Genomic DNA, 24,905 nt, shown 5'->3' with positions numbered 1-24,905 from the left:
GCCTNCATGATTTCCGGGACACCGACTGCCGCGACCGCGACCGCGACTTATACGGTTACTGCCACAAACTCTGGCGGAAGTACGACTTTCGGAATCGTGATTACCGTTAACGACGTGGCGCCGAGTTCGCTGGCTTACGACACGCCGAATATTTATACCGTCGGTTTCGATATTGACGCGCTTGTCCCTGTGGTTTCCGGGAATGTCGATTCATACACCGCATCGCCGAGCCTGCCTGACGGGTTGACCATCGATCCGGTTACCGGTATCATTTCGGGTATACCGAGCGCCGTCACGCCAACAGCCATTTACACGGTTACGGCATCCAATTCGGGCGGAAACATTTCGTTTGACATTTCGATCACGGTGAACGACGTGGCGCCGAATTCGCTTACCTATACATCACCGAACATCTTTACCGTTGGAAATGCAATCACGAACTTGAATCCTACAGTTACTGGAACGGTTGTTTCGTATAGCGTTTCGCCGTCGTTGCCTTCAGGATTGACGCTGAACACATCGACCGGCGTAATTTCCGGGACACCGACTGCCGTGACCGCGACCGCGACTTACACGGTTGCAGCTACGAATTCCGGCGGGATAGTATCATTTGATATTACCATTACTGTAAACCCTGCGGCGCCTGTTGATTTGGCTTATCCGACGCCGAACATCTTTACGGTAGGCCAAACCATTGGTTCGTTGTCGCCGACGGTTATAGGCGAGAATTTGACATTCTCCATCGTGCCGGAGTTGCCGATTGGTTTGGTCTTCAGTCCTGCTTCGGGTATGATTTCGGGTATGCCGGGTGTGATTTCACCTGCGACTACTTATACAGTAACCGCCAACAACGAGAGTGGCAGCGTTTCCTTCGACCTAAGTATTGCTGTGGTTGATGCCGCGCCGACTGCCTTGAACTATACCACGCCGGCCAACTTCACCACTGGCCAAATGATCATTCCGCTGGTGCCGACCGTGGTTGGAAATGTCACGGACTTTAGCGTGTTTCCGGAACTTCCGGCAGGTTTGGCCATCGATCCGGTAACCGGTGTAATTTCTGGAACGCCTACTTCGGCAACAGCAACCGCGACCTATACGGTTACGGCCACGAATTCTGGTGGAAGTGTAACTTTTGATATCGAAATCACGGTTTCTGACCCGCTGGGTACGATTGATCCGGTTCGATTTGACTTTATGGTATGGCCGAACCCTTTTGCCGATGTCATCAATATTTCCGGCTTATCGGGTGAGATTGAATATGTGTTGCTTTCGATAGACGGCAGGCGTCTTGAAGCCGGCAAAACCGCCAACGGCAAGTTGTATTTCGACAGGCTTCCGGAAGGCGTTTACCTGCTCCAAATCACGCAGTACGGCCAAACAGAAACCAAGAAAATCATCAAGAAAAACTAAGAGAAAAGAGGCGAAAATGCCTCTTTTTTTATACGGTTTGTTTTAACGATGTTTCCCAATCGGGTACTTCGATCTGAAACGTCTCCTTGATTTTAGACTTGTCGAGTACACTGTACGCCGGGCGTTTTGCGGGCGTTGGAAACTCCGCTGTCGGAATCGGTTTTACGTTGACACGGATGTCGTTCACCTCAAAGATTTTCCGGGCGAAGTCATACCAACTCGCCACGCCTTCGTTGCTGTAATGGTAAATCCCGTATGCTGCTTTACCGCTACGGATGATGGTGGCGATGGCGCGGGCCAAATCAATGGCGTGCGTCGGGGTGCCGATTTGGTCATTCACGACGCTGATGATATCGCGCTCACCAGCCAGCCGCAGCATCGTCTTCATGAAATTGGCGCCGAATTGCGAATACAGCCATGACGTCCGGATGATGAAATATTTACCGCCTACTTGCGCAATCGCCTGCTCGCCGTCGCGCTTGGTCTGGCCATAAACGCCCGTTGGATTGGTGGTATCAGACTCTTTATATGGCGTACTTTTTTGACCGTCGAAGACAAAATCCGTGGAAATATGGATCAGCGTCACATCGTACCGCAAACAGGTTTCGGCCAGGTTTCTTGCGCCGACAACGTTGATGAGCGTGGCCTTCTCGGGTTCGGATTCGGCCTTATCAACTGCCGTATAAGCCGCCGCATTGACACAGATATCGGGCTTGATTTGCGCAAAAGCCGAGGACAAACTGCCCGTGTCGGTAATGTCGGCCTCGGAAGATGCGGCGAAATGGAACGTAACATCAGGAAAATCGGGCGCGACATACTGCAACGCCTGGCCCAATTGCCCATTTCCGCCTGTAACAAGTACTACCATATTTTTCTTGCCTCAGATAAATGCGGCAAGCCCTGGTCTCTTTCGGACACGATTAAATCGTCCGACGAAAATTGCCAGTCGATGTTAATGGTCGGGTCGTTATAAAATACGCCGCCTTCGGATTCTTTGTTGTAGAAATTGTCACACTTGTAAAAAAATTCCGCCGATTCGCTCAACACTAAAAATCCGTGGGCAAAACCGCGCGGGATGAAAAACTGTTTTTGGTTCTCGCCCGACAACACTACCGCGTCATACTGCCCAAAAGTCGGTGAATCTGGCCTGATATCAACGGCCACGTCGAGCACTTCGCCGCGAATTACGCGAACCAACTTGGCTTGTGCGTGCTGGCCGATCTGATAATGCAGCCCGCGCAAGACGCCGCGTGTTGAAAACGACTGGTTATCCTGGACGAAATGCACCTGATGGCCAGTTTTTTCGGCGAAAGTCCTTTCGTTGAAACTCTCCATGAAATAGCCCCGCTCGTCCTGAATGACTTTAGGCTGAAGCAGTACGCATCCGGTTTTGGTCTGGAAAACGTCCATCAAATCAGGCTTAATAAGTGTGTTCCGTAACCGCTCTTTAGCAGCGGCTGCGCCAAATCACGAAGTTGTTGTGCGTTGATGAATCCCATGCGATATGCCGCTTCTTCAATGGCGCCGATTTTCAAACCTTGTCGTTCTTCGATGACCTGCACGAATTGCGATGCCTGCATGAGCGAGTTGAAAGTGCCTGTATCGAGCCATGCCGTACCGCGGTCGAGAATGCTGACTTTGAGCTTTCCGCGTTTGAGGTATTCTTTGTTCACATCGGTGATTTCGAGTTCACCGCGATGGCTCGGTGCGATGTTGGCCGCAATGTCAACCACGTCGTTGTCGTAGAAATAAATGCCCGGAACCGCATAGTTTGACTTGGGTTGCTGCGGCTTTTCTTCGATGGAAAGTACTTTGCCGTCCTGGTCAAAATCCACGACGCCATATCGTTCCGGATCGTGTACGTGATAAGCGTAAATAATACCGCCATCCGGATTGTTGTTGGCCTGAAGCAAATCTGCCAAGCCAGTGCCGTAGAATATATTGTCGCCCAAGACGAGCGCTACTTTGTCATTTCCGATGAATTCCTTACCGATTATAAAGGCTTCGGCCAAACCATTGGGATGTTCCTGAACGGCGTACTCAAAACGGCACCCCAGTCGGCTTCCGTCGCCGAGCAACTGCCTAAACAATGGCAAATCATGCGGTGTAGAAATAATCAGGACCTCACGGATACCAGACCACAGCAAAGTGGACAGCGGATAATACACCATCGGCTTGTCGTAAATGGGCATGAGTTGCTTGCTCACAGCCAACGTAAGCGGATGTAACCGGGTGCCGGAACCGCCGGCCAAAATGATTCCTTTCATATTAATTAGGCGCTTGGTGCTTGGTTGATTGGCTTCGGTAAAACGATCTGAAAGCAAAAATGCACAAGAACATAAAAATCAGGAATAGTGGCAATATAAATTTCATTTTACCACTCAGTCCACCGTCATCTTTGATGTTGGCGATGACACTATTGTCTTTGATTATTTTATCAAGACCAATCAAATCAACCCTATGAATTCCTTGTTCCTTAACCAATTCGTCTTTGGTCCTGATGACATCGTTTACTTGAGATGTTTCGTTGATGTAGACCGACGGAGTCTTGTTCGACGAGCCTCTACCCAAATCTTGCAGAATACCATCTATTTGTGCAATTATGGTGTCATTCGTCCGTATTTTAATTTGGACATTCTTCAAATATTCCGCTTGAATTTTTCTATAGTAGTCGTTGTCGTTGAGGTAATTTAAAATCGGGGTTACAGTCTTATCATAAGTAGTCGGTCCCTGCGTCGTGATCGTAATAATATGGAAAGGATAATTCTTGGTGGTTGTAGGATCGGTAACAATTTTCTTGATGTCACCGTCTTCAGCCATCAGTTCCAACAATTTATAGTTTTGATCTGTGCCGCTGTTGCTCAGGAATTTGAAGACATCGATAATCGGCTCTATCTTAATCTCGCGAACCTTCTTCGGGTTCTTAATTCCCAATTTCGTTAGAAAAGTGGTATCGTTTGCATTAAGCTTGGATTCCAACTGGTCAATCGTTGCGTAAAGGTAATCCGTACTGCCAAAATTGGGCGACACAATTAACTGGGTATTGTAAGAGCCTTTATCCAACTTGTCAATCCAATAGCCCAGCCCGGCGCCAACCACGAACAATATGCCCAGAACCACAATATTCCGCAAAATGAAACGGATACTGCGATAAAAAAAACTGTTCAACTGGCCAAACATGTTGCCGATGCTTTTGGAGATTGAAGTCAGATTGACTTCTTGTTGCATATCCATGCGATTTGAGTCTTTGCTCATGGTATTACTTTATATTAAAAATTTGCTCAAGTATCTTAATCGTAATCAAATAAGTGGGTTTAACACCCGTCGTGCCCAAGCCGCCCGAAGCCAGCGTACTGCCGGTTTCCAACGGATTGTCCGAAGCGTAATACGCATAACGCACTTTCACATCCGGGTTGATGCTTTTCCGGATTTTCGAGGCCGATTGTATCGCCTTCTGATAATATGCGCCTTCCATCTCAAGCCCAATCACGCCCCAGGTTGATTTGTTGAAAAACGACAGCAAGTCGCGGTTTTGCAGCGATGTCCCGAGCACGGTCACCATGGGGCCGGCATAAACAGGAACGCCATTTCCTTCAAACATGGCGGCCGTTAATTCGTTTTCGAACGGATAATTGTCTCCGGTGCCTTCGTTGATGTGCGCCGACGGAATCATAATATCGCCCTTTGCGCCTTCGCCCAAAATGCCGGCTTTGCCCATGATAGACACCGACACCACATTCAGGAACGTCTTTTTGTCTTTCGATTCCTGGAACGGTTTCAACAATTCGTCGATGGTTTCGTAGGCTTGTTCACCGAAGGCGTAGTCCATGACGATAATCACTGGTGCGGCTTTGTCCATTTTTGCCTTCGGGAATGCCGATTTCTTCCAATCAATCTTGGCTGTATCGATGATTTGTACGTCGATATTCGTTCCCGAAGCATCGGGCAAAAACACCAACCCGGACTGCATCGCAAAAGCTTCCACTTTGCTGCGCAGGTCATTCGCGCCGGATTTACTGAGTTGTTCGTAGATGTAAAAATCGTCCTGATCCTTGAATTTTGCCTTGAGCACATGCGTGGCGAAAATCGAGTTCATCACACTGTGCATGTTCGCGCTGATGATGTGGATCGGGCGCGCCAGCAAATCTTTTTCCTTCAAGACTTGTTTGATGTTCGTAGCCCAGATCTCGCCATGGATGTGGTGGCCGAGCCTTTCCCGCAAAATAGGGCTGAAGGTAATTGTGCGTTTGTTGTTCTCCAAAACTTCTTCCAGTGCCAGTTTCCCCAACCAGTAGATGACGTGCAGGAAACGGTCTGGTTTTTCGACTGACGCGAATCCGTCATAGATGTCCGAAACCTCAGCAAACGTGCGGCCCAAGATGTTGGCCGTGTGTGAAATGGTCTTTTCCTTCTCGGCCTGCGTGAGTTTCTTGCCCTGCAAAACCGCCTGCTCCAATTTGAGCCAATCGCGGGAAACTTCGCCGCTTTCATCCAAAAGTACGCGGTTCTTGATCTTGTGCGATTCGATGAAAATGAAGGTCAAATGCGTCAGGATATCGTAAATGTCTGAGCGGCCGCGCGTGATTTCCACGTTCATCTGCTCTTCGTCTATACGGTAGCAGTTGCGGCGGCGCTTTGGCGGAATAATCGCCTTAAAGTGTGACTTGGAGTAGCCTTCGTCTGAAGTCAGGTTGATGAAACGGCATTCCTCGATGCCTACCGGAAGCCTTTCAATCACGTACAAAAGGCCGTTGAGTTCTACTTTTTCTTCGGCAATCGTGCCGTAAATCTCGGGGCGAAGCTGGAGCAATGCTTCCCGAAGGGTTTCGCCCGAAACGCCCATCGGTTTGTAAAAACCACGGTTAAAAAGGTGGCGCATCGTGATGTACAGTTTCTCGACGGCCGCCGAAGATTCCTGCGCACGCGAACGCACGATATTCTTGATTTCTCTCATTCAGTTTGTTTTCTAACCTGCAAATGTAGGGTTTTTAATCTTTAGTTGGACAGCGTGATTTTCATCGCCACTTCGGGATATTTTCCCCGATAGGTGCGCATAGCGTAGTCTTCAGGAAGTTTCGCCATCGGCGTCCATTTACCGAATTTGTATTCCCAAGTGGAATTCACCTCAGAAGCCATCGCCCCGACTCCAGGATCGTAATCCTTGTATTGCATCGGGCGCTTGTCGTACCAACGCTTGATGTTCTGGTCGATGATGAGCCAGGAAACAGCAATGAAAAAACCGTCTTCGGGCACGACGATGCCATATTTAGACAGGTCAATTTCGGTATCGTCGCGGCCGCGGTCTACCCGGAAAATCACTTGCTGGTTCGTTAGTTCGCGGCCTGGATTGCCGTTTGCATCAATGGCGAAAAACCGCAGGGCGCATTTCATGTTGTTGTTGTGACAGTCGGTGTAGAGTTCGAGCTTGTCGAGAACTCGGGTGGATTGCTGTTGCGGGCCGAGGATGAATTTTCGGGCCAGCATCCAAGGCCGTCCGTGGCTACCGTAGGTGAGATCGCTGTTGCGGATGTGGTAATCGCCGATTTCGATTTTCTGCGTGCGCTTGGGTTTTTCAGTGTTTTCGGTAGGCGAAATCGGCGTGAGCACAAGATTTCTCGCTTGGGCCAACCGGACGGATTTCGTTTCATAACCCGTAGCCGAAAAAACCAATGTCTTGTCCGGATTGCTTGTCCTGACGGAAAATTGCCCAAGGCTGTCGGCCATGGCGCTGTTGTCTTCATTCTGGATCCAGATGCTGGCGTATTGCACCGGTTTCCCGGTGAGTGAATCGCGCACGATGCCCGTCGTTTTCTGCGCCAGCGCCATCAACGGGAAAAGCAAAAAGAAGATTATTTTCATGTTCAGTGCATTTTTGGCCGAGCGTTCTTTCGTGTTATGAAGACTTCAGCAAGGCGTCGGCAATTTTACGGTCGTTGGCCAGCCGCGGCACTTTGTTCTGTCCGCCCAACTTCCCGACCGATTTCATATAATCATTGAACCCATTCAACTTTACCGGTGTAATGACCAGCGTCCGCAATACATTTCCGGTAATCAAATCATTGTAATACACATTCTGTCTGCGCATGGCGGCGTCAATTTTCAGGGCGAAATCCTCCAGATCATCCGGACGGTTTTCGAATTCAATCAGCCATTCGTGGTACGGCAATCCGTTGGCCGGCGTGATTTGCGGAGCCACGCTAAATTCGTTCACCCTGACGTTGGTGTGTTCCATCGCTTCTTGTAGTGCGGCTTCCACTTCCTTTCCGATGACATGTTCCCCAAACGCCGAAATGTAATGTTTTATTCTGCCCGACACGATGACGCGATAGGGTTTAACAGAGGTAAATTGGATGGTATCGCCGATGTTGTAACCCCAAAGTCCGGCGTTGGTCGAAAGGATCAGCACGTAATTCACGCCGATTTCTACTTCCCCGATGGTGTAGCGCCTCGGGTTTTCGTCGTGGAATTCCGAAGCCTTTACAAATTCGTAGAAAATCCCCGAATTCAGGAGCAATAGCATGCCTTTCTCCTTTTGCGAATCCTGGTAGGCAAAAAAACCTTCCGAAGCCGGAAACAATTCAATGGAATCGACTTTTCGGCCCATCAGGTTTTCGAATTTCGCGCGGTAAGGTTCATAGTTCACACCGCCATAGATGAACAAATTGAAGTTCGGAAAAACTTCGCCCACAGGTTTCCCGGTCTTCTCGCGCAACTTTTCAAAATACATCTGCACCCAGGATGGAATGCCTGAAATGACGGCCATATTTTCCGGTAGCGTTTCGGCCACAATCGCGTCGACCTTGGTTTCCCAGTCGTCGATGCAATTGGTTTCCCAGCTCGGCATACGGTTTTGCTGCAGGTATTTCGGGACGAAGTGCGCCACGATGCCGGACAGTCGCCCGAGTTTGATGCCGTTTTTTTCCTCGAGTTCCGGGCTGCCTTGCAGGAAAATCATCTTGCCGTCCACGAAATCTGCGTTTCCGGTTTCAGCGATGTAATGCAAGATCGCATCGCGCGCTGCTTGGATGTGGAACGGCATCGATGCCTTGGTAAGCGGGATGTATTTGGCGCCCGACGTCGTTCCGGAAGTCTTGGCGAAATACAGCGGTTTGCCGGGCCAAAGGATGTTTTCTTCACCGTTCACGACGCGATCCACGTATGGCCGCAGCGCCTCGTAATCTCGGATCGGGACGCGACGGACGAAATCCTCGTGTGATTTGATATCGGTGAAATTGTGGTCTTTTCCGAAAGCTGTCGAAGCTGCGGATTTGATCAAATCGTCGAAAACCCGCTGTTGTGTTTCCACTGGATTGCTGGCCCATTTCCGGGTCTTGGCGACAATGAGTTTTGCAAATATCTTGGCAGCTACAGACTTGAGCGACATGGCTAATCGTTTGGGAATTTCTGTTTCAGGGCGCGTTCGGTCGTAAAGAACATGAAGATGCAGGCTGGCAGCAAAAGGAATATCCCGACGATGAATTTGGTGTTTACGTCAACCGGAAGCACCAGCCCTAAGGCAGACGAAACGATTAATCCGGCGCCGGCCTGGATCATTTTTACGGACGAATACCGTTGTGCAAAATCCCATCTTTCCTGAGATTTCATCGATGCCGATGTCCTGTAGCCGTATAAATAGTTGATTTTTTTTGGTGGAAAACAGTAAACGACCGCCGCCGCAATCACGAAAATGATTCCCGTCAGCAACGGCATGAAAAGCAGGTTTTCGACAATCCAATCCATCATTCAAAAGAGATAAAATGCTGCGGATCTACGGGATATCCGTCTTTCCACAATTCAAAATGCAAATGTACGCCCGTGGATTCATCGCCGGTAGAACCCGCAATGGCAATGGCTTCGCCGGTTTTGACGGCATCGCCTTGAGCAGCCGTGAGCGACGCCGCGTGTTTGTAAACCGAAATGAAACCGTTGTTGTGGCGGATGATCGCGACGTTTCCGGTGTTCGGTGTCCAGCCCGTAAAGATAACCGTTCCGCTCAGGACAGCCTTGATCGGGGTATTTTTCGGGACGGCGATATCGGTTGAGAAATGCTTCGTCCGGGCGTTGTATTTTTCGGTCACCATGCCTTTTACCGGCGCGAAAAGCACAATGGGAGTCCTGGATTGCGCCTTCTCGAACACATTGTATTTGTCTTCCTTGGCCACTTCCTGGCGGAGTTTCAGTTCTTCCTCGCTAGGCGCTTCGGCTTTCAGGTCGGTCGGTTTGGTTTCGGTGGCCAGAATGGAATCCTTGCTTAATTTCGCCACGTCGACTTCGCCCGCCAAGACGCGTTTGATCGATGCCAAATAAACTTCGTTCTTCTGTAGCGCCGCCGACAACGAATCAGACTTCAGGGCCAATTGTGTCGCATCGCGTTTGAGCTTCGTGGACGCATACCCCGGAATGTACTCCCGCAATGGCGTAAAGGCAATGATATAGGTCGTGGCCAGAATCAGCAAAACCGCGCCAATCGTACCCACGACAAAAACGTTCATGAGCGTGAGCCGGAGCGAAAAAACTTCCTCAAACGTGTCCTCGTTAAGAATGACCAGCCGGTTCTTGGTGAAGAGCTGCTTCTTGAGTTTTTTGCGTTTGAGCCTTTTCTTTTCGGACATTTCTGAGACGTTCTATTGCAAATATAAGTTGACCGCAGCTATTTAACGCGGCGCGTCACAAATATTTGCCGTGGTTTCAAATCATTTCAGTTTTTTTCTCGTTATCTTTGCCAAGTTATTATCAAACCTTTCCGGAACCATTCCGGAACAAATTACTCTGTTATGGGAAAAATAGGATTCACCGAAATTCTGATTATTTTAGTCATTATCCTGCTCCTGTTCGGCGGCAAGAAAATTCCTGAACTCATGAAAGGCCTCGGAACAGGCATCAAGGAATTCAAGAGCGCGGCGAAAGACGACCAACCTGCGGCTTCAAAAAAAGAAGAAGAGCAAAAGCAATAAGCTGATACGACTTTACACGAATCCCAAATGCTGGCCACGGTCAGGATTTGGGATTTTTTTTAGAATACCATCGACAAGGCAATGCGTTTCCGCGCTTCGTCGATTTCCACGACTTTTACCTGAACATGTTGGTGCAGTTTCACCACTTCATTGACGTCCGACACGAATCCGGCCTTGAGTTGAGAGATGTGGACCAGCCCGCTTTCCTTGATGCCGATGTCCACAAAACATCCGAAGTTGGTGATGTTGTTCACGATGCCGGGCAAAATCATTCCGGTGCGCAAATCGGACATGGTTTTTACCGTTGGGTCAAACTCGAACACTTTGGCCGACTGCCGCGGATCTAGACCGGGTTTCTCCAATTCCTTGACGATATCCTTCAGTGTGAGCAGGCCTATTTCGGGCGTGACGTAATCTTCAACACGGATGGATTTCGTTTTCTCTTTGTTGCCCACCAAATCGCCGACCGACAGTTTCATGTCTTTGGCCATTTTCTCGACAATCGGATAGGCTTCGGGATGCACCGCCGAATTGTCCAGCGGATTGCTGCCGTTGGGGATGCGGATGAACGCCGCGCCTTGCTGGAAAGCTTTGTCGCCCAAGCGCGGTACTTTTCGGAGTGCTTTCCGGTCTTTGAACGGTCCGTTCTCGCTGCGGTACGCCACGATATTCTCGGCCATTTTCTCTCCGATGCCCGACACATAACTCAACAAATGCTTGCTGGCTGTATTGACATTGATGCCCACGGAATTCACGCACCGCACCACGGTGGTATCGAGTTCTTCCTTGAGTTTGGTTTGATCGACATCGTGCTGGTATTGGCCCACGCCGATGGCTTTCGGATCGATTTTGACGAGTTCGGCCAGCGGATCTGACAGCCTGCGCCCGATGGAAACCGCACCGCGCACCGTTACGTCGTAATCCGGAAATTCCTCGCGTGCCACTTTCGATGCAGAATATACCGACGCGCCGGCTTCGCTCACCACAAAAACTTGCAATGGCTTGTCGAACGCGATTTTCTTGATGAACGCTTCCGTTTCTCGCGATGCCGTTCCGTTGCCGATGGAAATCGCATCTATTTTATAGGCACTGACCATCGAACGGATTTTTTTCATGGCGATTGATGTGTCGTTTTGCGGCGGATGCGGATAGATGGTTTCATTGTACAGCAAATCGCCTTTTTCGTCCAGACAAACCACTTTGCAACCGCTCCGGAATCCGGGATCGATCGCCAGGATGCGCTTCTCGCCCAGCGGCGGTGCCATAAGCAATTGCTGCAGGTTTCCGGCGAACACCTGGATGGAATTCGCATCGGCCTTGGCTTTGGCTTCCTGCAATGCTTCGTTGGAAATGGCCGGTGCGAGCAATCTTTTGAAACTGTCGGCAATGGCCTGTTCGAGTTGCGGGCGCGTGTCGCGGTTGTTCTTGATGACGGCATTTTCCATCAGTTCGATGGCTTGCTCTTGATCTACATCGACCTTCAATTTCACGAAACCTTCATTTTCTGCGCGCAACATCGCCAGCAAACGGTGTGGCGGTGTTTTGTGCAGCGGTTCGGACCAGTCAAAATATTGGGAGAATTTCTGTGCGGCTTCGTCTTCCTTTTTGGTCTTGACTACTTTGGTTTCTATGGCCGACTGGCGCTGAAACAACCGACGCAATTGCTTGCGGATGTAGGTGTTTTCGTTGAGCCATTCGGCGATGATGTCCCGCGCGCCTTGTAACGCCTCGTCTTCATTGACCACGTTTTTGTTCAGGTATTTCGATGCGATGAAATCAATGTCGTCGGCATTTTGGGCCATGATGATTTTCGCGAGCGGTTCCAAGCCGTTTTCGCGGGCCACATCCGCGCGGGTTTTTTTCTTCTTTTTGTACGGCAGGTAAAAATCCTCGAGTTCGTTTAAATCGAAGCTCTGGTCGATCTTGGATTTCAATTCCGCGGAAAGCGCACCTTGTTCCTCGATGGATTTCAGGATGCTTTCCTTGCGCTTGACGATGGCATCATAGTCTTTTGCGGCTTTGGCGATTTTCTCGATTACGGTTTCATCAAGGTTGCCGGTTTTGTCTTTCCGATAGCGGGAAATGAATGGAATCGTGCAGTCCTCGGCGAGCAATTCCAGGGTGTTCTCGATGCTTTTTGCCGGGGCGGAAATGGATTTGAGGATGAATTCGACGGTGGTCATTTCTTGCGGATTTGGCCGCTAATTTAATGACATTTGAATTCTCCGTCGCGATACCTGATTTCAAAATGTGCGTCGAAACTTTCGTGGTGTACTTTTTCATGATCCAGCGCATTAAGCAATGCAATGAGCCGGTCGTTCCCAAACAGCCCGATAAACGTGAGCGCGGAATGATTCAACTTGCCGTTCGCCATGTAAAAAACCTGGATGACGCGCGAGGTAAAAAACCGCTTGGCCTTGATTTCGACAAGGTCGGAAACCGGGATTTTCTTCGGGACAAAAAATCGGGAAATGATGTGGAAATGGCTGTCTATGTAGACTACATCGTTGATTTTCCAGCATACGATGAACAATAACAAAGCGCCTAAAATGGCTGTCGGGATCGAAAGTACGATCAATAAAAAAGCAAATCCCAGGAACAACAGGAACATCGCCGCCGTGGCCGTCAAGGCAAACACATCCAGGAAAATTTTATCGCCTTTGGTCATCAGTCCTGAACAATGAAATCCTTTGGATCTTCCTTACTGTACTCGGGCTGGATGTTGATGTGGTTGATGTTGAACTTATTAAACAGCACCCATTCCACCTCATGCAAGAGTTCATTGAATTCACTCATTTTGATGTCTTCGGCGCAGTCCAGGTGCGCTTCCAGGTGCAATTCCTCGTCGTTCAGGTGCCAGACGTGGATGTGATGCAATTTCTTCACGCCCGGGATTTTGTGCACTTCCCGCACGATGGCTTTGATGTCGATATGCACCGGGGTGAACAACATCAGCATTCTCGTGGAAGCCTTCAGCAAATCATAACCCACGAATACGAGATACAGCGCGATGATCAAGGTCATCAAACTGTCCATCCAGAACCAGTTGAAGAACTTCATGGCCAAACCGCCCAGAAGCACCGCTACTGATGCCAGCGTATCGGTAAACAAATGCAAATACGCCGACCGCATGTTGATGCTTTTGCCCGCGTCCTGTTTAAGCATGTAAGCCGAAAGCCCATTGGCTGCAATACCCAGTAAAGACAACCAAATCACGAGTCCTGAAGCGATTGGATGCGGATTGCTGAACCGGTCTATGGCTTCAATGATCAAAAAAATCGCCACCACGATCAAAGTCGCGGCGTTGACGAAAGCGGCCATGATTTCGGCGCGTTTGTAGCCAAAAGTCTGGTTGATGGACGCTTTGCGGCGGGATAACTTGTGGGCAAAATAGCTGAACAACAAAGACAAAACGTCCGAAAAATTGTGCAAGGCATCGGAAATGAGCGACAAACTTCCGGAAAGAATACCGCCCACGACTTGCGCCAACGTAATGACGATGTTGAGCCCGATGGTAAACAGCAGGTTTTTCCCGCTGACCTCATGTTTGTGGATGTGTACGTGACCGTGTTCAGACATTATCGACAGGCAATTTTATCGACGCGTTGCTGGTGGCGTCCGCCTTCGAAATGGGTGCCAAGGAAGGCTTCCACCATTTCAACCGCCTGTGGAATTGCGGTAAAACGCGCTGGAATGCTAATGATGTTGGCATTGTTGTGCTGGCGCGCCAAGACGGCGATTTCCTTGTTCCAGCACAAAGCCGCACGAATATCCTGATGTTTGTTCACGGTCATGTTGATGCCGTTGCCGCTGCCACAGATCACAATCCCGAAATCAGCGTTTCCTGACGCGACATCGACGGCCACCGGATGGCCGAAATCCGGGTAATCTACGCTGGCTTCGGTGTCGGTTCCGTGGTTGATGACATCGTGTCCTTGGGCTTGGAGCGCGGCCACTATGGCGTGTTTGTATTGCGGCCCGGCGTGGTCATTTCCTATGGAGATTTTCATTGCTTCCTAAATCGATTTTAAAGGTTTGTAGCTAGTTGCGTATTTGCAAATTTACGCAATGGCCACGGATTCACGGCTCATCATTTTCCTAATTCTGCAGGCTACCGATAAGTTTGCTCGCGCAAGAATGTAATTCATTTCTCCACGGTTTTTACCGTTGTTGAAAAATTTCACAATTCCTTGATTTTCAGGTAAGCTTAAATTCACAATAAATGTTGATAACTGATGGAGAGAAAATCAGAAGTTTTTTTTGGTTCGAAGCCCAAAAATCATAAGCAAGAATTCCTGCGAGAAAATCAAAAGAACTTTCTGGAATTTCTTGAAAAGTTTTCAGCCGATTTCCATCGGTTTTCAACAAGAATCGGCAATGCTATTTTTCGACAAAAATCCACCAAAAACAGTTGTGAACAGTTGTTGACTATTGTACGTAAACCATTGGTGTAGAACCAAATTATACTTCAATAAACTGTTGATAAACCTTGATAAAATTCTTTTACGACATACGCAAGCAGCTCAAAAAAAAGTTGTTTCAACTATTCACACTACATAACCATCATCAAAAATTTAAATTTTAAATCTTTTTCTTTTTTGATGTTTTTAAATGATGTTGAAAACCTTTTTGCTTTTGGACTGGTTCAGACAATCCGAAGGTTGGATTTGTCATCCAATTGGTCCAAGATCGCTTTTACGGTTTCTGCATCGTTCGGATGGATCTTGAGCCGTATGCCACCGAGCGCCATCGAATACATCGGAGCTATAGACAGCGTGGTTTCGTTCTCAAAGAAATACGCGACGCCTTCTTGATCCAGCAGGTGTTTCAAGACCTGGATTTCGTGCGGGTAGTCAAATACGGCTATTGTGATGAATTCATCCATGGTTTTGGAAAGTTACGGCATCTAACGTTAATATTACCGTAAAGGATTCCAGAAAAACGAGCATGGCTGGCAAGTATTTCGTACTTTCGGGGATTATTGAATATTTATGGGTAGAAAACCAAACAAACCCGGAGGAAAACCAAAAGACTTTTCCGGTAAAATCTTGAAAATACTGGCAGCCAACGCCAACCGCGCTTTTAACTACAAGCAAATCGCAGCCTTACTCGAAAAGGACGACACCAAAAGCCGAAACGAAATCATCAAAGACCTGAAGATTCTCGCGGCGCAAAAGAAAATCACAGAAGCCGAACCCGGAAAGTACCTCATCAAGGCCATCAGCCAGGAATATTATGAAGGAACGATTGACATGACCAGCCGGCGTACGGCGTATTTTGTCTGCAAGGAAGAATTCGGCGAAGATGTATTCATCCCGACCAACAACCTCAACCGCGCCCTGGATGGTGACCGCGTTAAAGTCTATGTCTATAACCGGCGAAAAGGGAAACGTCCGGAAGGCGAAGTGATTGAGGTTGTGGAACGCGCGAAGACTGAATTCGTGGGTGTCATCGACATCCAAAAGAATTTTGCATTCGTCAATACCGCGAACCCAAAAATGTACACTGATATTTTTGTCCCGAAAGACAAGATTGGCGAGGCGCAACAAGGCGATGTCGTCGTGGTGAAGATCGAAGATTGGCCAAAAAAGGCCGACAGTCCGTTTGGGTCGGTGATACAAGTGCTCGGTAAACCCGGCGAACACGATACTGAAATCCATGCGATATTGGCCGAATATGGCCTGCCGTATGAATTCCCGGCCGAAGTGGAAGCCTACGCCCAGCAGCTTGACACCAGAATCCATCCGGAGGAAATCGCCCGCAGGCGAGACATGCGCGATACATTGACCTTCACTATCGACCCGAAAGACGCCAAGGATTTTGACGACGCTTTGTCGTTTAAAGTCTTGGAAAACGGCAACTATGAAATTGGCGTACACATTGCCGACGTGTCGCATTACTTGGCCGAAGGCACCATTCTGGACGACGAAGCCTACAATCGTGCCACATCGGTTTATCTCGTGGATCGCGTCGTGCCGATGCTTCCGGAAGTGTTGTCGAATTTTGCTTGTTCACTGAGACCACATGAGGAGAAATATACTTTTTCGGCTGTGTTTGAACTCACGCCGCATGCGCAAGTGGTCAACCAATGGTTTGGCCGAACCGTGATTTATTCGGATTTGCGTTTTGCGTACGAAGAAGCCCAGCAAATCATCGAAACGAAACTTGCAAATATTCCACAGGAAATTTCCTTGTCGGGCGAGGCCTATACCGTACACGACGACATTGTCCATGCGGTATTGAAGCTGGACGAACTCGCCAAGATCATGCGCAAGCAACGCTTGAAGAACGGTGCGATTTCCTTTGACAAAGTCGAGGTGAAATTCAAGCTCGACGAAAACGATGAGCCTGTTGGCGTGTATTTCAAGATCGCGAAAGATGCAAACCACTTGATTGAAGAATTCATGCTTTTGGCCAACAAAAAAGTGGCGGAATTCATCGGCAAGCAAAACAAGACTTTTGTCTATCGCATCCACGATGAACCGGATGAAGACAAACTTTTCAATCTGCAAGGATTAATTTCCAAGTTTGGTTATAGCCTGAACTTTAAGTCGAAAAAGGATATTTCGTTATCACTCAACAAATTACTCGTGGATGTCGTCGGTAAGAAAGAGCAGAATATGGTGGATACGCTCGCCATCCGGAGCATGAGCAAGGCCAAGTATTCCACGGACAATATCGGGCACTATGGTCTGGCTTTCGATTATTATTCGCATTTCACTTCGCCGATCCGCCGTTATCCGGACGTGATGGCGCACCGCTTGTTGCAGCATTATCTCGATGGCGGAAAATCTGCCGATTCCGATGTTTATGAAGAGAAATGCGTCCATTCCTCGACGATGGAAAACCTCGCCACGCAGGCCGAACGAGATTCGGTGAAATACATGCAGGTGAAGTATATGAAAGACCATCAGGACGAGGAATTCCTGGGCGTAATCTCTGGCGTGACCGAATGGGGCATTTTCGTGGAAATCATCTCCAACAAGTGCGAAGGCATGTGCCGCATCCGCGAAATCAAGGAAGATTACTACACGTTCGATGAAAAGCAATATGCGCTCGTTGGGCAGGTTTCCAAGAAACTTCTACAATTGGGTGACGAAGTTTACGTTAAAGTAAAGAACGCTGATTTGGTGAAGAAACAACTCGATTTCCATTTTATCAGAAGCAAAGAAGAGTAACCATGAGAAAAATCGCATTATTCCTTTTGTTGGCCGCCGGTTCGGTAACGGCGCAAACCTCGAAATCCTTGGGTGATTTCAGCCAGCTCAAAGTTTTTGACCGCATTGAAGTGACGCTGGTGCCATCCGATGAGAACCGAATTGAACTCCGCGGACCAGGCAGCGGCGATGTAGAATTCGTAACCAAGAACGATTTGCTGAAGATCAGGATGTCTGTTGGGAGAACGCTCGACGGCGACGGTGTAAAAGCCACATTGTATTTCAAGGAATTGAACGATGTAGACGCCAGCGAAGGCGCGCTCATCACTACCGATGCTACTATTAAAGCACCGAAGATGACCGTCACGGCCAAAGAAGGTGCGCAGATCGAACTCAATCTGGACGTCCAGAATGTAGCGGTGAAATCGGTCACGGGCGGTATTGTGCGTTTGGCCGGAAGCGCCGAAAACATGAACGCCAGCTTGGGTACGGGCGGCATCCTGCAGGCCAAGCCGTTGCAGACCGAGCAAACCGAAATTTCCATCAGTGCCGGTGGCGATGCCGAAATCACCGCAAGCGAATTGGCCGAAGCCAGCATCCGTGCCGGCGGAAACATCAAGATTTACGGCCATCCGAAGCAAGTAAATAAAAAAACAACTTTAGGCGGAACAATTGAAGTGGTCAACTAAAAATTAGGATGAATTCCTTACTTTTGGGAAAAACACGTCAATTTTCATGATCCAGGATATTCTAGCAGCGGTTCCGTGGGGCTTTTTCTTAGCCTTTGTCATTGGCCCTGTCTTTTTTATCCTGCTCGAAACCAGTGTCGTCAAAGGTTTCCGGGCTGCCGTTATTTTCGATTTGGGCGTGGTTTTGGCCGATGTCATATTCATTGTCATTGCGTATTTCAGTAGTTACAGACTCATTGAAAGCATCAAGGACGATCCTGCATTGTTCATTTTCGGCGGATTGGTCATGCTCACCTACGGCATCATCAGTTTCATCAAAAACAAGAAAGCCAAGAAGAACATCGATTTGGAAGACCCGAAAGAACTGGCCAAGAAGAATTACTTTTCGTTGTTCGTCAAAGGCTTTTTCCTGAATTTCATCAACGTAGGCGTATTGGGTTTCTGGCTGGCGGTCATCATTACCTTCGGGCCGCAACTCGAGATGAAACCTTCGCGCATCTTCACGTTTTTCTCCACGATTATCATCACGTATTTCGTGACCGATATTTTCAAGATCTTGCTCGCCAAACAAGTGCGCAGTTACCTCAACCAAAAGAATATTTTACTGATCAAGAAAGGCATCAGCGTCATTTTGATTATCTCCGGAATTTTTCTCCTCTCACAAGGTTGGTTTCCTAAAGAGCGTCAAATCATGGACAAAGCCCTCGATACTTTAGAACACCAACAACATTAATCCCTATGAAGAAATTATTCCTGCTTTTGTTTGCGAATGCTTGTTTCGCACAAGGTTTCATCGAAGTTGAAGTACGCGACACCATTGTCCTGAAGCCGGTAAGTTACGTTTATGAAATCAGCGTTTCGGACCGGATGAACTACGAAGAAGATTATACCGACAATGGCCCGATCGATCAACTCAAGAGAAAAGCGGAAAAGAAAAATGAGATGATCAAAAAGACATCTGAACTGGAAAGTTACCTCAAAAAGAAAGGCTACACTTTCGAACCAAGCAAAGATTATGAAGTCCAGAATTTATTTGGGATGCCGAAGACAAAAAGCTACAAAGTGACGCTGAAAACCCCGGAAGCGCTAGAAAAACTCAGCCAAGAAGTCGAAGAAATGGACCAATATTCAGGTTCGCTGGCCGATGTCAATTACGGCGACACGTCACAACTTGAAAACAAACTCTTGGAGAAACTCATCAAGAAAGCCAAGACCAAAGCGGCGGCCATTGCTGCGGCTACCAATCAGAAACTGGGCGCCATCATCGAATTCAAGGAACTCAAACAGAGCGAGAATTTCAACACGACGTTCATGGAAATGATCATGAGCATGAAAGGCCGCAACGGCAACCCGTTCTTCCAGTCTTCGGGCGGCGAAATGTCTAAAGGCGCCACGGTGAAATTCAAGACCGAATAGAAACAAAAAAGTCCTCAACAAGAGGACTTTTTTTTTGAGGCATCGAGCGGATTCGAACCGCTGTACGAGCTTTTGCAGAGCCCTGCCTAGCCACTCGGCCACGACGCCATCGAGCGGCAAATCTAAGTAAATTATTTTAAATTCTGTATCATAAATTTTAAATGATACCTTGAAACACTTATCCTCTTGATTTAGAATAACATGTTTTCATGACTTCACACAATCATTATTAATTATTCATTATTAACTATTCATTAATTTCGGTATTCTTCCATGGTAATCGTCACGGCTTCCACGTCGCCACCAATCGGCGGGTTGAGTTTAGATACCGACAGCACAATGCGGGACACGGCCGGGATGTCGTTGAAAATCCTGACGATGATGCGGTGCGCCACATGTTCCAGAAGTTTAGACCGGACGGCCATTTCCTCGATGACGATTTTGTTCAGCGTAACATAATCTACCGTATCGGAAAGGTTGTCGCTCACGGCAGATTTCCGCAAATCGGTCTTGATTTCCAGATCGACCGAGTATTCAGACCCGATGCGGCTTTCTTCGTCCAGACAACCGTGGTAAGAAAAAGTGCGGATGTTCTTGAGTTTGATGGCGCTCATAGTTGCTAGTTGTTAGTGGCTAGTGGCTAGATAAAATTGTCTAACGACTCGCTATTAGGTTAATTGTAAGCATTCGGAAAAGGAGATAGTTGCAGCTTCTAACAACCAGCAACTAACAACTACCAACTAATCCTTACCAAATATACTATCAAACATTGTCATTCACTATCTTTGCCCTTCAAATTGCTGCATATGTCCACAGAAGAAAAATCCCTTAATTTCCTTGAACAGATCATTGAAGACGATTTGCGGAACGGTTTGCCCAAAGACAAGCTTCGTTTCCGTTTTCCGCCGGAGCCCAACGGCTATTTGCACGTAGGCCATGCGAGTGCGATTGCGCTCAATTTCGGGCTGGGGATTGATTACAATGCGCCGGTCAATTTGCGTTTTGACGACACCAATCCGGCCAAGGAAGAGCAGGAATATGTAGATGCCATCAAGCGCGACATCGAGTGGCTTGGCTACCGCTGGGCCGAAGAACGTTATGCGTCGGACTATTTCCAGCAGTTGTACGATTGGGCCATTGAGTTCATCAAGAAAGGAAAGGCGTATGTGGACAGCCAGACTTCCGAGGAAATGGCCGAGCAGAAAGGCACGCCAACCACGCCGGGCGTAAACAGCCCGTTCCGCGACCGGTCGGTGGAAGAAAACCTGGATTTGTTCGAACGGATGAAAAACGGCGAATTCCCCGAAGGTACGCACATCCTTCGGGCCAAGATCGACATGGCGTCCACGAACATGCTCATGCGCGACCCGATCATGTACCGGATTTTGCACAAACACCATCACCGCACCGGAGACCAATGGTGCATTTACCCAATGTACGACTGGGCGCACGGCGAATCAGACTATCTAGAGCGCATTTCGCATTCGTTCTGTACGCTCGAATTCTTACCGCACCGCGAATTATACGATTGGTTCCTCGACCAGATTTACGATGATAAAAACATCCGTCCAAAACAGCGCGAATTTGCCCGTCGGAATTTGTCGCATACCGTAGTAAGCAAACGAAAATTGCTCAAATTGGTGGAAGACAAGCACGTGGCCGGCTGGGACGATCCGAGGATGTCCACCATTTCCGGGCTCAGAAGGCGCGGTTACACACCGGTTGCCCTGCGCAATTTCGCCGAAGCCATCGGCATCGCAAAGCGCGACAACCTTATAGATGTTTCGCGTTTGGAAGCCGCTGTCCGTGAAGATTTGAATAAAATCGCACCGCGTGTCATGGCGGTCATCGATCCCGTAAAATTGGTCATCACAAATTATCCTGAAGGAAGTTCAGCATGGCTCGAGGCCGAGAACAATCCAGAAGACGACAACGCCGGTTTCCGCCAGGTGCCTTTTTCCCGTGAATTGTACATTGAGCGCGAAGATTTCATGGAAGACGCGCCGTCCAAATTTTTCCGTTTGTCTATCGGGAAAGAAGTCCGGTTGAAAAACGCCTACATCATCAAAGGCGAAGGCGTCGTGAAAGATGCCAACGGAAATATTACCGAAATCCATGCGACTTACGATTCAGATTCACTCAGCGGCAGCGGCACCGAAGCCAGCCAGCGCAAGGTTTCCGGAACGTTGCATTGGGTTTCTGCGGCGCATGCACTCCAGGCCGAAATCCGGTTGTACGACCGTTTGTTTACGGATGAGTCGCCGGATACGCACAAAGAGAAAGACTTTTTGGAATTCGTCAACCCGGACTCATTGAAAGTTGTCACCGGGTTTGTTGAGCCCAGTTTGAAATCGGCTAAAAATGAAGACAAATTCCAATTCCAGCGGATCGGTTATTTCGTGGTCGATAAGGATTCGACTTCGGAAAAACTGGTATTCAACAAAACCGTCGGGTTGAAAGATGCGTGGGAAGAAAAAGGCAAGAAAGAAGAAAATGCCATCAATAACGGATTGAAGGAAATTAATCGCTATTTCAAGGCGACAACCGATGAAGAACGCGCTGCCGTAGAAAGATCTGTGGCCGAAAATATCCAATCGGTCACGAGCTTTTCATTGCTTCAGAATGCAATTAGAAAAAATGTGAACAACAACAAAAGTTCCTTGCTATTCGTGAACTGGATTTTCAAATACAACAACAATATCTCGAAATCGGATGTGGACCAAGAACTGCTTGAAAAGTTGAATACGATGTCGGAGCGCGCCAAACTGAGCCTATAATTTTATAAAAGCCGACGGTAAACGTTGGCTTTTTTTAAATAAGGTATGTCGAGATTGCGCGAAGCAGAATAACACCATGTAAAAATTAATTTCATTAAAGTGAATTTGAAGTTTATGAAAAAGTTTTACCTATTATTAATGTTCGCAGGGATTTCTGTTTTTGCACAAAATGCGTGGCGTCCGTTGGGACCAGGCGTTTTAGATCAGTTGTCGCCCGACGGTACGGGCGGTCCGGTGGAATTAGACAACACCGACACGCCTTACGTGTATTGTAACGGAAGATTGCTCGCTTTTAACTCGGGTGGTTGGCAGCAAATCGGCGACTCCAACTCCGAAACCTATGCGTTCGATTTAGTGTTTGATTCCGCCAATACTCCCGTTATCGCAGCCAGCGATAGCGATGCAGGTTTTTCTGTCAAAAAAATGATCGCCGGCGTTTGGCAACCTGTTGGCAATTTTACTATATCGGCCGGACCGGTTATCGATGCGATATTGGCAATTAGTCCGTCCGACGAAATTTATATCGCTTACACCGTCGGCTGGGATGTGTATGACCTTTTTATTAAGAAGTTTGATGGCATGGGTTGGAGCGATGTCGGCAATATCGCGTCGGCTGCGGTGCCAATGAGCCTGTGCTCACTGCGGTTTGGACCTTCTGGTGAATTGTACGTTGCGGGAACAGACATGTTTCAAAACTATAACGCAATCGTTATGAAGTTAAACGGTACGTCATGGGAGAATGTGGGCCAACCGTTTCCGTCGTCGACACCGGTATTATCCTTTGACTTCGCGTCCAATGGCGACCCTTACCTTTTGACGAGAACCGGTTTTAACCAGAGCCCGACATTGCTGAAATATGAAGGTGGAAGTTGGGTTACCGTAATGCAACTGCCGGCCGAATATACTTCGGTAATTTTTATGAATATTGGTACAGACTCATCGATTTATCTGACCTACTACACAGCTGTAAATGATGTAGAAGTTATTAAGACTGTCAAGTTGACCGGTGGGGATTTTGTTGAGATAGGCAGTCATGAAATATGGGGCGGTGTTTCTTTCGAGGTCGAACTGAATAGCAACAATGATCCTGTAATTGCTTATAGAACCAATGTATTGTCGGGTTTTAATGTCCTGCGCTATGAATCAGGCGCATTGGTGCAATTGGGTAACGCTGGGTTTAGCGACGAGTATGTCGATGCGCAGCAAGCGATTCCTTTTGAGATAAACCATCACAACATCCCGTATCTCGCGTATAGAAAAAATCAAAATCAAGGTGTCGTAATACGTAAGTTTAATGGATCGTCTTGGGAAGAAGTTGGCAACGATTGTCCCGGTTCGTTTCCAGACAAAATTTTGTTCGACAGCTTGGACCAAACATATGTGCTGACCAGGACTTATACCTCTGATGGTTTTTCAGCGTGGTTAAATCGTTTCTCGGGCACAACATGGGAAAATATATACCAGTCAAATTCCCTTCACGACGTGGCAATTGCTTCAAATGACGACGTTTATCTTTTAGAAGGCGATGCGGTTAAGAAGTATGACGGCATCGGTTGGCAGACACTGCCGTCGTTTTTAGGGCCTTCTGCGAGCGTGTATCGACAGCATATTAGACTAGATAGCCAAAACAGGCCTTACGTGCTAACGCAAACTATTTCGGACGAAAATATCTTCATCTGCCAATTTAAACGATTTGAAAGTGGCAACTGGCAAGATGTGGGAAGCAGCTTTACGATCCCGACCTCAAGTATGGATGTTACTTATGAACTTACTGGCGATGATACGCTTTATTATGCGTACATAAGCGACGTTGATTTCAGCCTTAAATTAACGCGGATCATGAACAGCCAGACAGTCATGCTGGGAGGCATTACTGAAACGCCACTCGGCCTTCCTACATGGGCGGTTGACCAAAATGGAACACCCTACGTAGCTTTCACCCGCGCCAATGCCGTCACAAACGAAATCTATTATCCTCTTGCCTATAAATTCAACGGCTTGTCATGGGAGTTGGTCGATGATATGGTGGTCGATTGTGTTGGATTTGGTACAAATATCAGGGTCAGCAATTTCAACCAGCCATTGACAGCCTTTTTCAATAGGGGATTTTACGTTTATTACTACGGCGAACAAGACAGTTATACCCTTGGGTTGACTGATCAAATCGGAAATCAATCACACCGCATCACACTATCTCCGAATCCGGCAAGAAGCCTGGTTTCAATTCATTCGCAATTGCCGGTCGAAGAAGTAGTGATCTACGACCTATCTGGCAAAAAAATCCATTCGGTCAAAAATACGAATCAAGTTTCTGTCGAAAATCTCTCTCCGGGACTTTACATTGCAAAAGTGAAAACCGGAAACGGAATTCAATCCCTAAAATTGATAAAGGAATAACAATAAATTTTTGAAATCAAAAGCGGACATAACAGTCCATTTTTTCTATTATAGGGTTTCGCAATTAATAATTAATAGTTAATAATTAATAATGATTAAAAGTGG

23 protein-coding genes and 1 tRNA gene are annotated in these 24,905 nt (G+C 47.8%); 8 read left to right on the top strand and 16 right to left on the bottom strand.

From position 1 onward, the window contains the following. The first annotated feature begins 6 nt into the window (after positions 1 to 6). Positions 7 to 1,410, top strand: a complete 1,404-nt coding sequence (locus tag ACM9J1_RS03355) for a T9SS type A sorting domain-containing protein (RefSeq protein WP_415580521.1) — start codon at positions 7 to 9, stop codon at positions 1,408 to 1,410. Positions 1,411 to 1,438: 28 nt separating this feature from the next. Here ACM9J1_RS03355 and rfbD read toward each other — a convergent pair whose 3' ends face one another. From rfbD to ACM9J1_RS03310, 9 genes are read right to left on the bottom strand one after another with little or no spacing between them, the layout of a single operon-like run. Next, the gene (rfbD, locus tag ACM9J1_RS03350; RefSeq protein WP_415580520.1) at positions 1,439 to 2,278 is read right to left on the bottom strand and encodes a dTDP-4-dehydrorhamnose reductase; all 840 of its coding nucleotides are present in this window, start codon (positions 2,276 to 2,278) and stop codon (positions 1,439 to 1,441) included. Further along, positions 2,272 to 2,820 carry a dTDP-4-dehydrorhamnose 3,5-epimerase gene (gene rfbC, locus ACM9J1_RS03345; protein ID WP_415580519.1) on the bottom strand — a complete coding sequence of 183 codons (549 nt, stop codon included), beginning with the start codon at positions 2,818 to 2,820 and terminating at the stop codon, positions 2,272 to 2,274. The genes rfbD and rfbC overlap by 7 nt, the downstream gene beginning before the upstream one ends. Then, on the bottom strand, positions 2,820 to 3,677 hold the full coding sequence (gene rfbA, locus ACM9J1_RS03340; RefSeq protein WP_415580518.1) for a glucose-1-phosphate thymidylyltransferase RfbA: 858 nt from the start codon (positions 3,675 to 3,677) through the stop codon (positions 2,820 to 2,822). Before rfbA ends, rfbC begins: the two co-directional genes overlap by 1 nt. Before the next feature lies 1 nt (position 3,678). Beyond that, positions 3,679 to 4,665: a hypothetical protein gene (locus tag ACM9J1_RS03335; RefSeq protein WP_415580517.1), complete on the bottom strand. Its 987-nt coding sequence runs from the start codon at positions 4,663 to 4,665 to the stop codon at positions 3,679 to 3,681. 4 nt (positions 4,666 to 4,669) lie between these two features. Beyond that, positions 4,670 to 6,364 (bottom strand): DUF6909 family protein, encoded by a 1,695-nt coding sequence (locus ACM9J1_RS03330; protein WP_415580516.1) that lies wholly within the window; start codon positions 6,362 to 6,364, stop codon positions 4,670 to 4,672. A gap of 41 nt (positions 6,365 to 6,405) precedes the next feature. Then, positions 6,406 to 7,269 (bottom strand): carboxypeptidase-like regulatory domain-containing protein, encoded by an 864-nt coding sequence (locus tag ACM9J1_RS03325; protein ID WP_415580515.1) that lies wholly within the window; start codon positions 7,267 to 7,269, stop codon positions 6,406 to 6,408. Between the two features lie 34 nt (positions 7,270 to 7,303). Continuing rightward, positions 7,304 to 8,794 carry a GH3 auxin-responsive promoter family protein gene (locus tag ACM9J1_RS03320; protein ID WP_415580514.1) on the bottom strand — a complete coding sequence of 497 codons (1,491 nt, stop codon included), beginning with the start codon at positions 8,792 to 8,794 and terminating at the stop codon, positions 7,304 to 7,306. Positions 8,795 to 8,796: 2 nt separating this feature from the next. Beyond that, positions 8,797 to 9,153, bottom strand: a complete 357-nt coding sequence (locus ACM9J1_RS03315; protein ID WP_415580513.1) for an SdpI family protein — start codon at positions 9,151 to 9,153, stop codon at positions 8,797 to 8,799. Further along, positions 9,150 to 10,022: a M23 family metallopeptidase gene (locus ACM9J1_RS03310; RefSeq protein ID WP_415580512.1), complete on the bottom strand. Its 873-nt coding sequence runs from the start codon at positions 10,020 to 10,022 to the stop codon at positions 9,150 to 9,152. The genes ACM9J1_RS03315 and ACM9J1_RS03310 overlap by 4 nt, the downstream gene beginning before the upstream one ends. Before the next feature lie 162 nt (positions 10,023 to 10,184). Here ACM9J1_RS03310 and tatA point away from each other — a divergent pair, with 162 nt between their 5' ends. Continuing rightward, complete coding sequence (gene tatA, locus ACM9J1_RS03305; protein ID WP_415580511.1) at positions 10,185 to 10,364, top strand: twin-arginine translocase TatA/TatE family subunit; 180 nt, start codon at positions 10,185 to 10,187, stop codon at positions 10,362 to 10,364. A gap of 59 nt (positions 10,365 to 10,423) precedes the next feature. Here the strand turns inward: tatA and ACM9J1_RS03300 are convergent, their stop codons facing one another. The 5 genes from ACM9J1_RS03300 to ACM9J1_RS03280 all read right to left on the bottom strand — a co-directional run bounded on the left by ACM9J1_RS03300 (position 10,424) and on the right by ACM9J1_RS03280 (position 15,249). Then, a complete protein-coding gene (locus ACM9J1_RS03300) occupies positions 10,424 to 12,547 on the bottom strand; it encodes a Tex family protein (protein ID WP_415580510.1) in 2,124 nt (707 codons plus the stop codon). A 23-nt stretch (positions 12,548 to 12,570) separates the two neighbouring features. Beyond that, positions 12,571 to 13,032 carry a hypothetical protein gene (locus ACM9J1_RS03295; RefSeq protein WP_415580509.1) on the bottom strand — a complete coding sequence of 154 codons (462 nt, stop codon included), beginning with the start codon at positions 13,030 to 13,032 and terminating at the stop codon, positions 12,571 to 12,573. After that, positions 13,032 to 13,943 (bottom strand): cation diffusion facilitator family transporter, encoded by a 912-nt coding sequence (locus ACM9J1_RS03290; protein ID WP_415580508.1) that lies wholly within the window; start codon positions 13,941 to 13,943, stop codon positions 13,032 to 13,034. The genes ACM9J1_RS03295 and ACM9J1_RS03290 overlap by 1 nt, the downstream gene beginning before the upstream one ends. Then, positions 13,943 to 14,374, bottom strand: a complete 432-nt coding sequence (gene rpiB, locus ACM9J1_RS03285; protein WP_415580507.1) for a ribose 5-phosphate isomerase B — start codon at positions 14,372 to 14,374, stop codon at positions 13,943 to 13,945. Before rpiB ends, ACM9J1_RS03290 begins: the two co-directional genes overlap by 1 nt. A 635-nt stretch (positions 14,375 to 15,009) precedes the next feature. Then, on the bottom strand, positions 15,010 to 15,249 hold the full coding sequence (locus ACM9J1_RS03280; RefSeq protein WP_415580506.1) for a DUF2007 domain-containing protein: 240 nt from the start codon (positions 15,247 to 15,249) through the stop codon (positions 15,010 to 15,012). A 106-nt stretch (positions 15,250 to 15,355) separates the two neighbouring features. Between ACM9J1_RS03280 and rnr the strand changes: the two genes are divergently transcribed. Genes rnr through ACM9J1_RS03260 form a run of 4 tightly spaced genes read left to right on the top strand, consistent with a single transcriptional unit; the run spans position 15,356 to position 19,626 of the window. Beyond that, positions 15,356 to 17,542 carry a ribonuclease R gene (rnr, locus tag ACM9J1_RS03275; protein ID WP_415580505.1) on the top strand — a complete coding sequence of 729 codons (2,187 nt, stop codon included), beginning with the start codon at positions 15,356 to 15,358 and terminating at the stop codon, positions 17,540 to 17,542. Positions 17,543 to 17,544: 2 nt separating this feature from the next. Continuing rightward, positions 17,545 to 18,210 carry a head GIN domain-containing protein gene (locus tag ACM9J1_RS03270; RefSeq protein WP_415580504.1) on the top strand — a complete coding sequence of 222 codons (666 nt, stop codon included), beginning with the start codon at positions 17,545 to 17,547 and terminating at the stop codon, positions 18,208 to 18,210. Between the two features lie 46 nt (positions 18,211 to 18,256). Continuing rightward, positions 18,257 to 18,943, top strand: a complete 687-nt coding sequence (locus ACM9J1_RS03265) for a LysE family translocator (protein ID WP_415580503.1) — start codon at positions 18,257 to 18,259, stop codon at positions 18,941 to 18,943. Between the two features lie 5 nt (positions 18,944 to 18,948). Continuing rightward, the gene (locus ACM9J1_RS03260) at positions 18,949 to 19,626 is read left to right on the top strand and encodes an SIMPL domain-containing protein (protein ID WP_415580502.1); all 678 of its coding nucleotides are present in this window, start codon (positions 18,949 to 18,951) and stop codon (positions 19,624 to 19,626) included. A gap of 37 nt (positions 19,627 to 19,663) precedes the next feature. On the opposite strand, the gene ACM9J1_RS03255 is transcribed toward ACM9J1_RS03260, so the two are convergent. Together ACM9J1_RS03255 and folB are read right to left on the bottom strand one after the other, a co-directional pair. Next, a tRNA-Cys gene (locus ACM9J1_RS03255) sits at positions 19,664 to 19,734 on the bottom strand. 146 nt (positions 19,735 to 19,880) lie between these two features. Then, complete coding sequence (folB, locus tag ACM9J1_RS03250; protein WP_415580501.1) at positions 19,881 to 20,240, bottom strand: dihydroneopterin aldolase; 360 nt, start codon at positions 20,238 to 20,240, stop codon at positions 19,881 to 19,883. A 192-nt stretch (positions 20,241 to 20,432) separates the two neighbouring features. Between folB and ACM9J1_RS03245 the strand changes: the two genes are divergently transcribed. Both ACM9J1_RS03245 and ACM9J1_RS03240 read left to right on the top strand, forming a co-directional pair. Next, positions 20,433 to 22,403 carry a glutamine--tRNA ligase/YqeY domain fusion protein gene (locus ACM9J1_RS03245; RefSeq protein WP_415580500.1) on the top strand — a complete coding sequence of 657 codons (1,971 nt, stop codon included), beginning with the start codon at positions 20,433 to 20,435 and terminating at the stop codon, positions 22,401 to 22,403. Between the two features lie 114 nt (positions 22,404 to 22,517). Continuing rightward, entirely contained in the window at positions 22,518 to 24,800 is a 2,283-nt protein-coding gene (locus ACM9J1_RS03240; RefSeq protein ID WP_415580499.1) for a T9SS type A sorting domain-containing protein, read from the top strand. Positions 24,801 to 24,905: the final 105 nt, after the last annotated feature.

The sequence above is a fragment of the Flavobacterium longum genome, assembly GCF_965137575.1.
Classification (GTDB): Bacteria; Bacteroidota; Bacteroidia; order Flavobacteriales; family Flavobacteriaceae; genus Flavobacterium; species Flavobacterium longum.
This window is presented reverse-complemented; position numbering and strand designations above follow the sequence as displayed.

Coding starts and splice junctions, on each gene's coding strand:
- ACM9J1_RS03355 (WP_415580521.1), top strand. CDS start 7: ATGATTTCCGGGACACCGACTGCCGCGACCGCGACCGCGACTTATACG.
- rfbD (WP_415580520.1), bottom strand. CDS start 2,278: ATGGTAGTACTTGTTACAGGCGGAAATGGGCAATTGGGCCAGGCGTTG.
- rfbC (WP_415580519.1), bottom strand. CDS start 2,820: ATGGACGTTTTCCAGACCAAAACCGGATGCGTACTGCTTCAGCCTAAA.
- rfbA (WP_415580518.1), bottom strand. CDS start 3,677: ATGAAAGGAATCATTTTGGCCGGCGGTTCCGGCACCCGGTTACATCCG.
- ACM9J1_RS03335 (WP_415580517.1), bottom strand. CDS start 4,665: ATGAGCAAAGACTCAAATCGCATGGATATGCAACAAGAAGTCAATCTG.
- ACM9J1_RS03330 (WP_415580516.1), bottom strand. CDS start 6,364: ATGAGAGAAATCAAGAATATCGTGCGTTCGCGTGCGCAGGAATCTTCG.
- ACM9J1_RS03325 (WP_415580515.1), bottom strand. CDS start 7,269: ATGAAAATAATCTTCTTTTTGCTTTTCCCGTTGATGGCGCTGGCGCAG.
- ACM9J1_RS03320 (WP_415580514.1), bottom strand. CDS start 8,794: ATGTCGCTCAAGTCTGTAGCTGCCAAGATATTTGCAAAACTCATTGTC.
- ACM9J1_RS03315 (WP_415580513.1), bottom strand. CDS start 9,153: ATGATGGATTGGATTGTCGAAAACCTGCTTTTCATGCCGTTGCTGACG.
- ACM9J1_RS03310 (WP_415580512.1), bottom strand. CDS start 10,022: ATGTCCGAAAAGAAAAGGCTCAAACGCAAAAAACTCAAGAAGCAGCTC.
- tatA (WP_415580511.1), top strand. CDS start 10,185: ATGGGAAAAATAGGATTCACCGAAATTCTGATTATTTTAGTCATTATC.
- ACM9J1_RS03300 (WP_415580510.1), bottom strand. CDS start 12,547: ATGACCACCGTCGAATTCATCCTCAAATCCATTTCCGCCCCGGCAAAA.
- ACM9J1_RS03295 (WP_415580509.1), bottom strand. CDS start 13,032: ATGACCAAAGGCGATAAAATTTTCCTGGATGTGTTTGCCTTGACGGCC.
- ACM9J1_RS03290 (WP_415580508.1), bottom strand. CDS start 13,943: ATGTCTGAACACGGTCACGTACACATCCACAAACATGAGGTCAGCGGG.
- rpiB (WP_415580507.1), bottom strand. CDS start 14,374: ATGAAAATCTCCATAGGAAATGACCACGCCGGGCCGCAATACAAACAC.
- ACM9J1_RS03280 (WP_415580506.1), bottom strand. CDS start 15,249: ATGGATGAATTCATCACAATAGCCGTATTTGACTACCCGCACGAAATC.
- rnr (WP_415580505.1), top strand. CDS start 15,356: ATGGGTAGAAAACCAAACAAACCCGGAGGAAAACCAAAAGACTTTTCC.
- ACM9J1_RS03270 (WP_415580504.1), top strand. CDS start 17,545: ATGAGAAAAATCGCATTATTCCTTTTGTTGGCCGCCGGTTCGGTAACG.
- ACM9J1_RS03265 (WP_415580503.1), top strand. CDS start 18,257: ATGATCCAGGATATTCTAGCAGCGGTTCCGTGGGGCTTTTTCTTAGCC.
- ACM9J1_RS03260 (WP_415580502.1), top strand. CDS start 18,949: ATGAAGAAATTATTCCTGCTTTTGTTTGCGAATGCTTGTTTCGCACAA.
- folB (WP_415580501.1), bottom strand. CDS start 20,240: ATGAGCGCCATCAAACTCAAGAACATCCGCACTTTTTCTTACCACGGT.
- ACM9J1_RS03245 (WP_415580500.1), top strand. CDS start 20,433: ATGTCCACAGAAGAAAAATCCCTTAATTTCCTTGAACAGATCATTGAA.
- ACM9J1_RS03240 (WP_415580499.1), top strand. CDS start 22,518: ATGAAAAAGTTTTACCTATTATTAATGTTCGCAGGGATTTCTGTTTTT.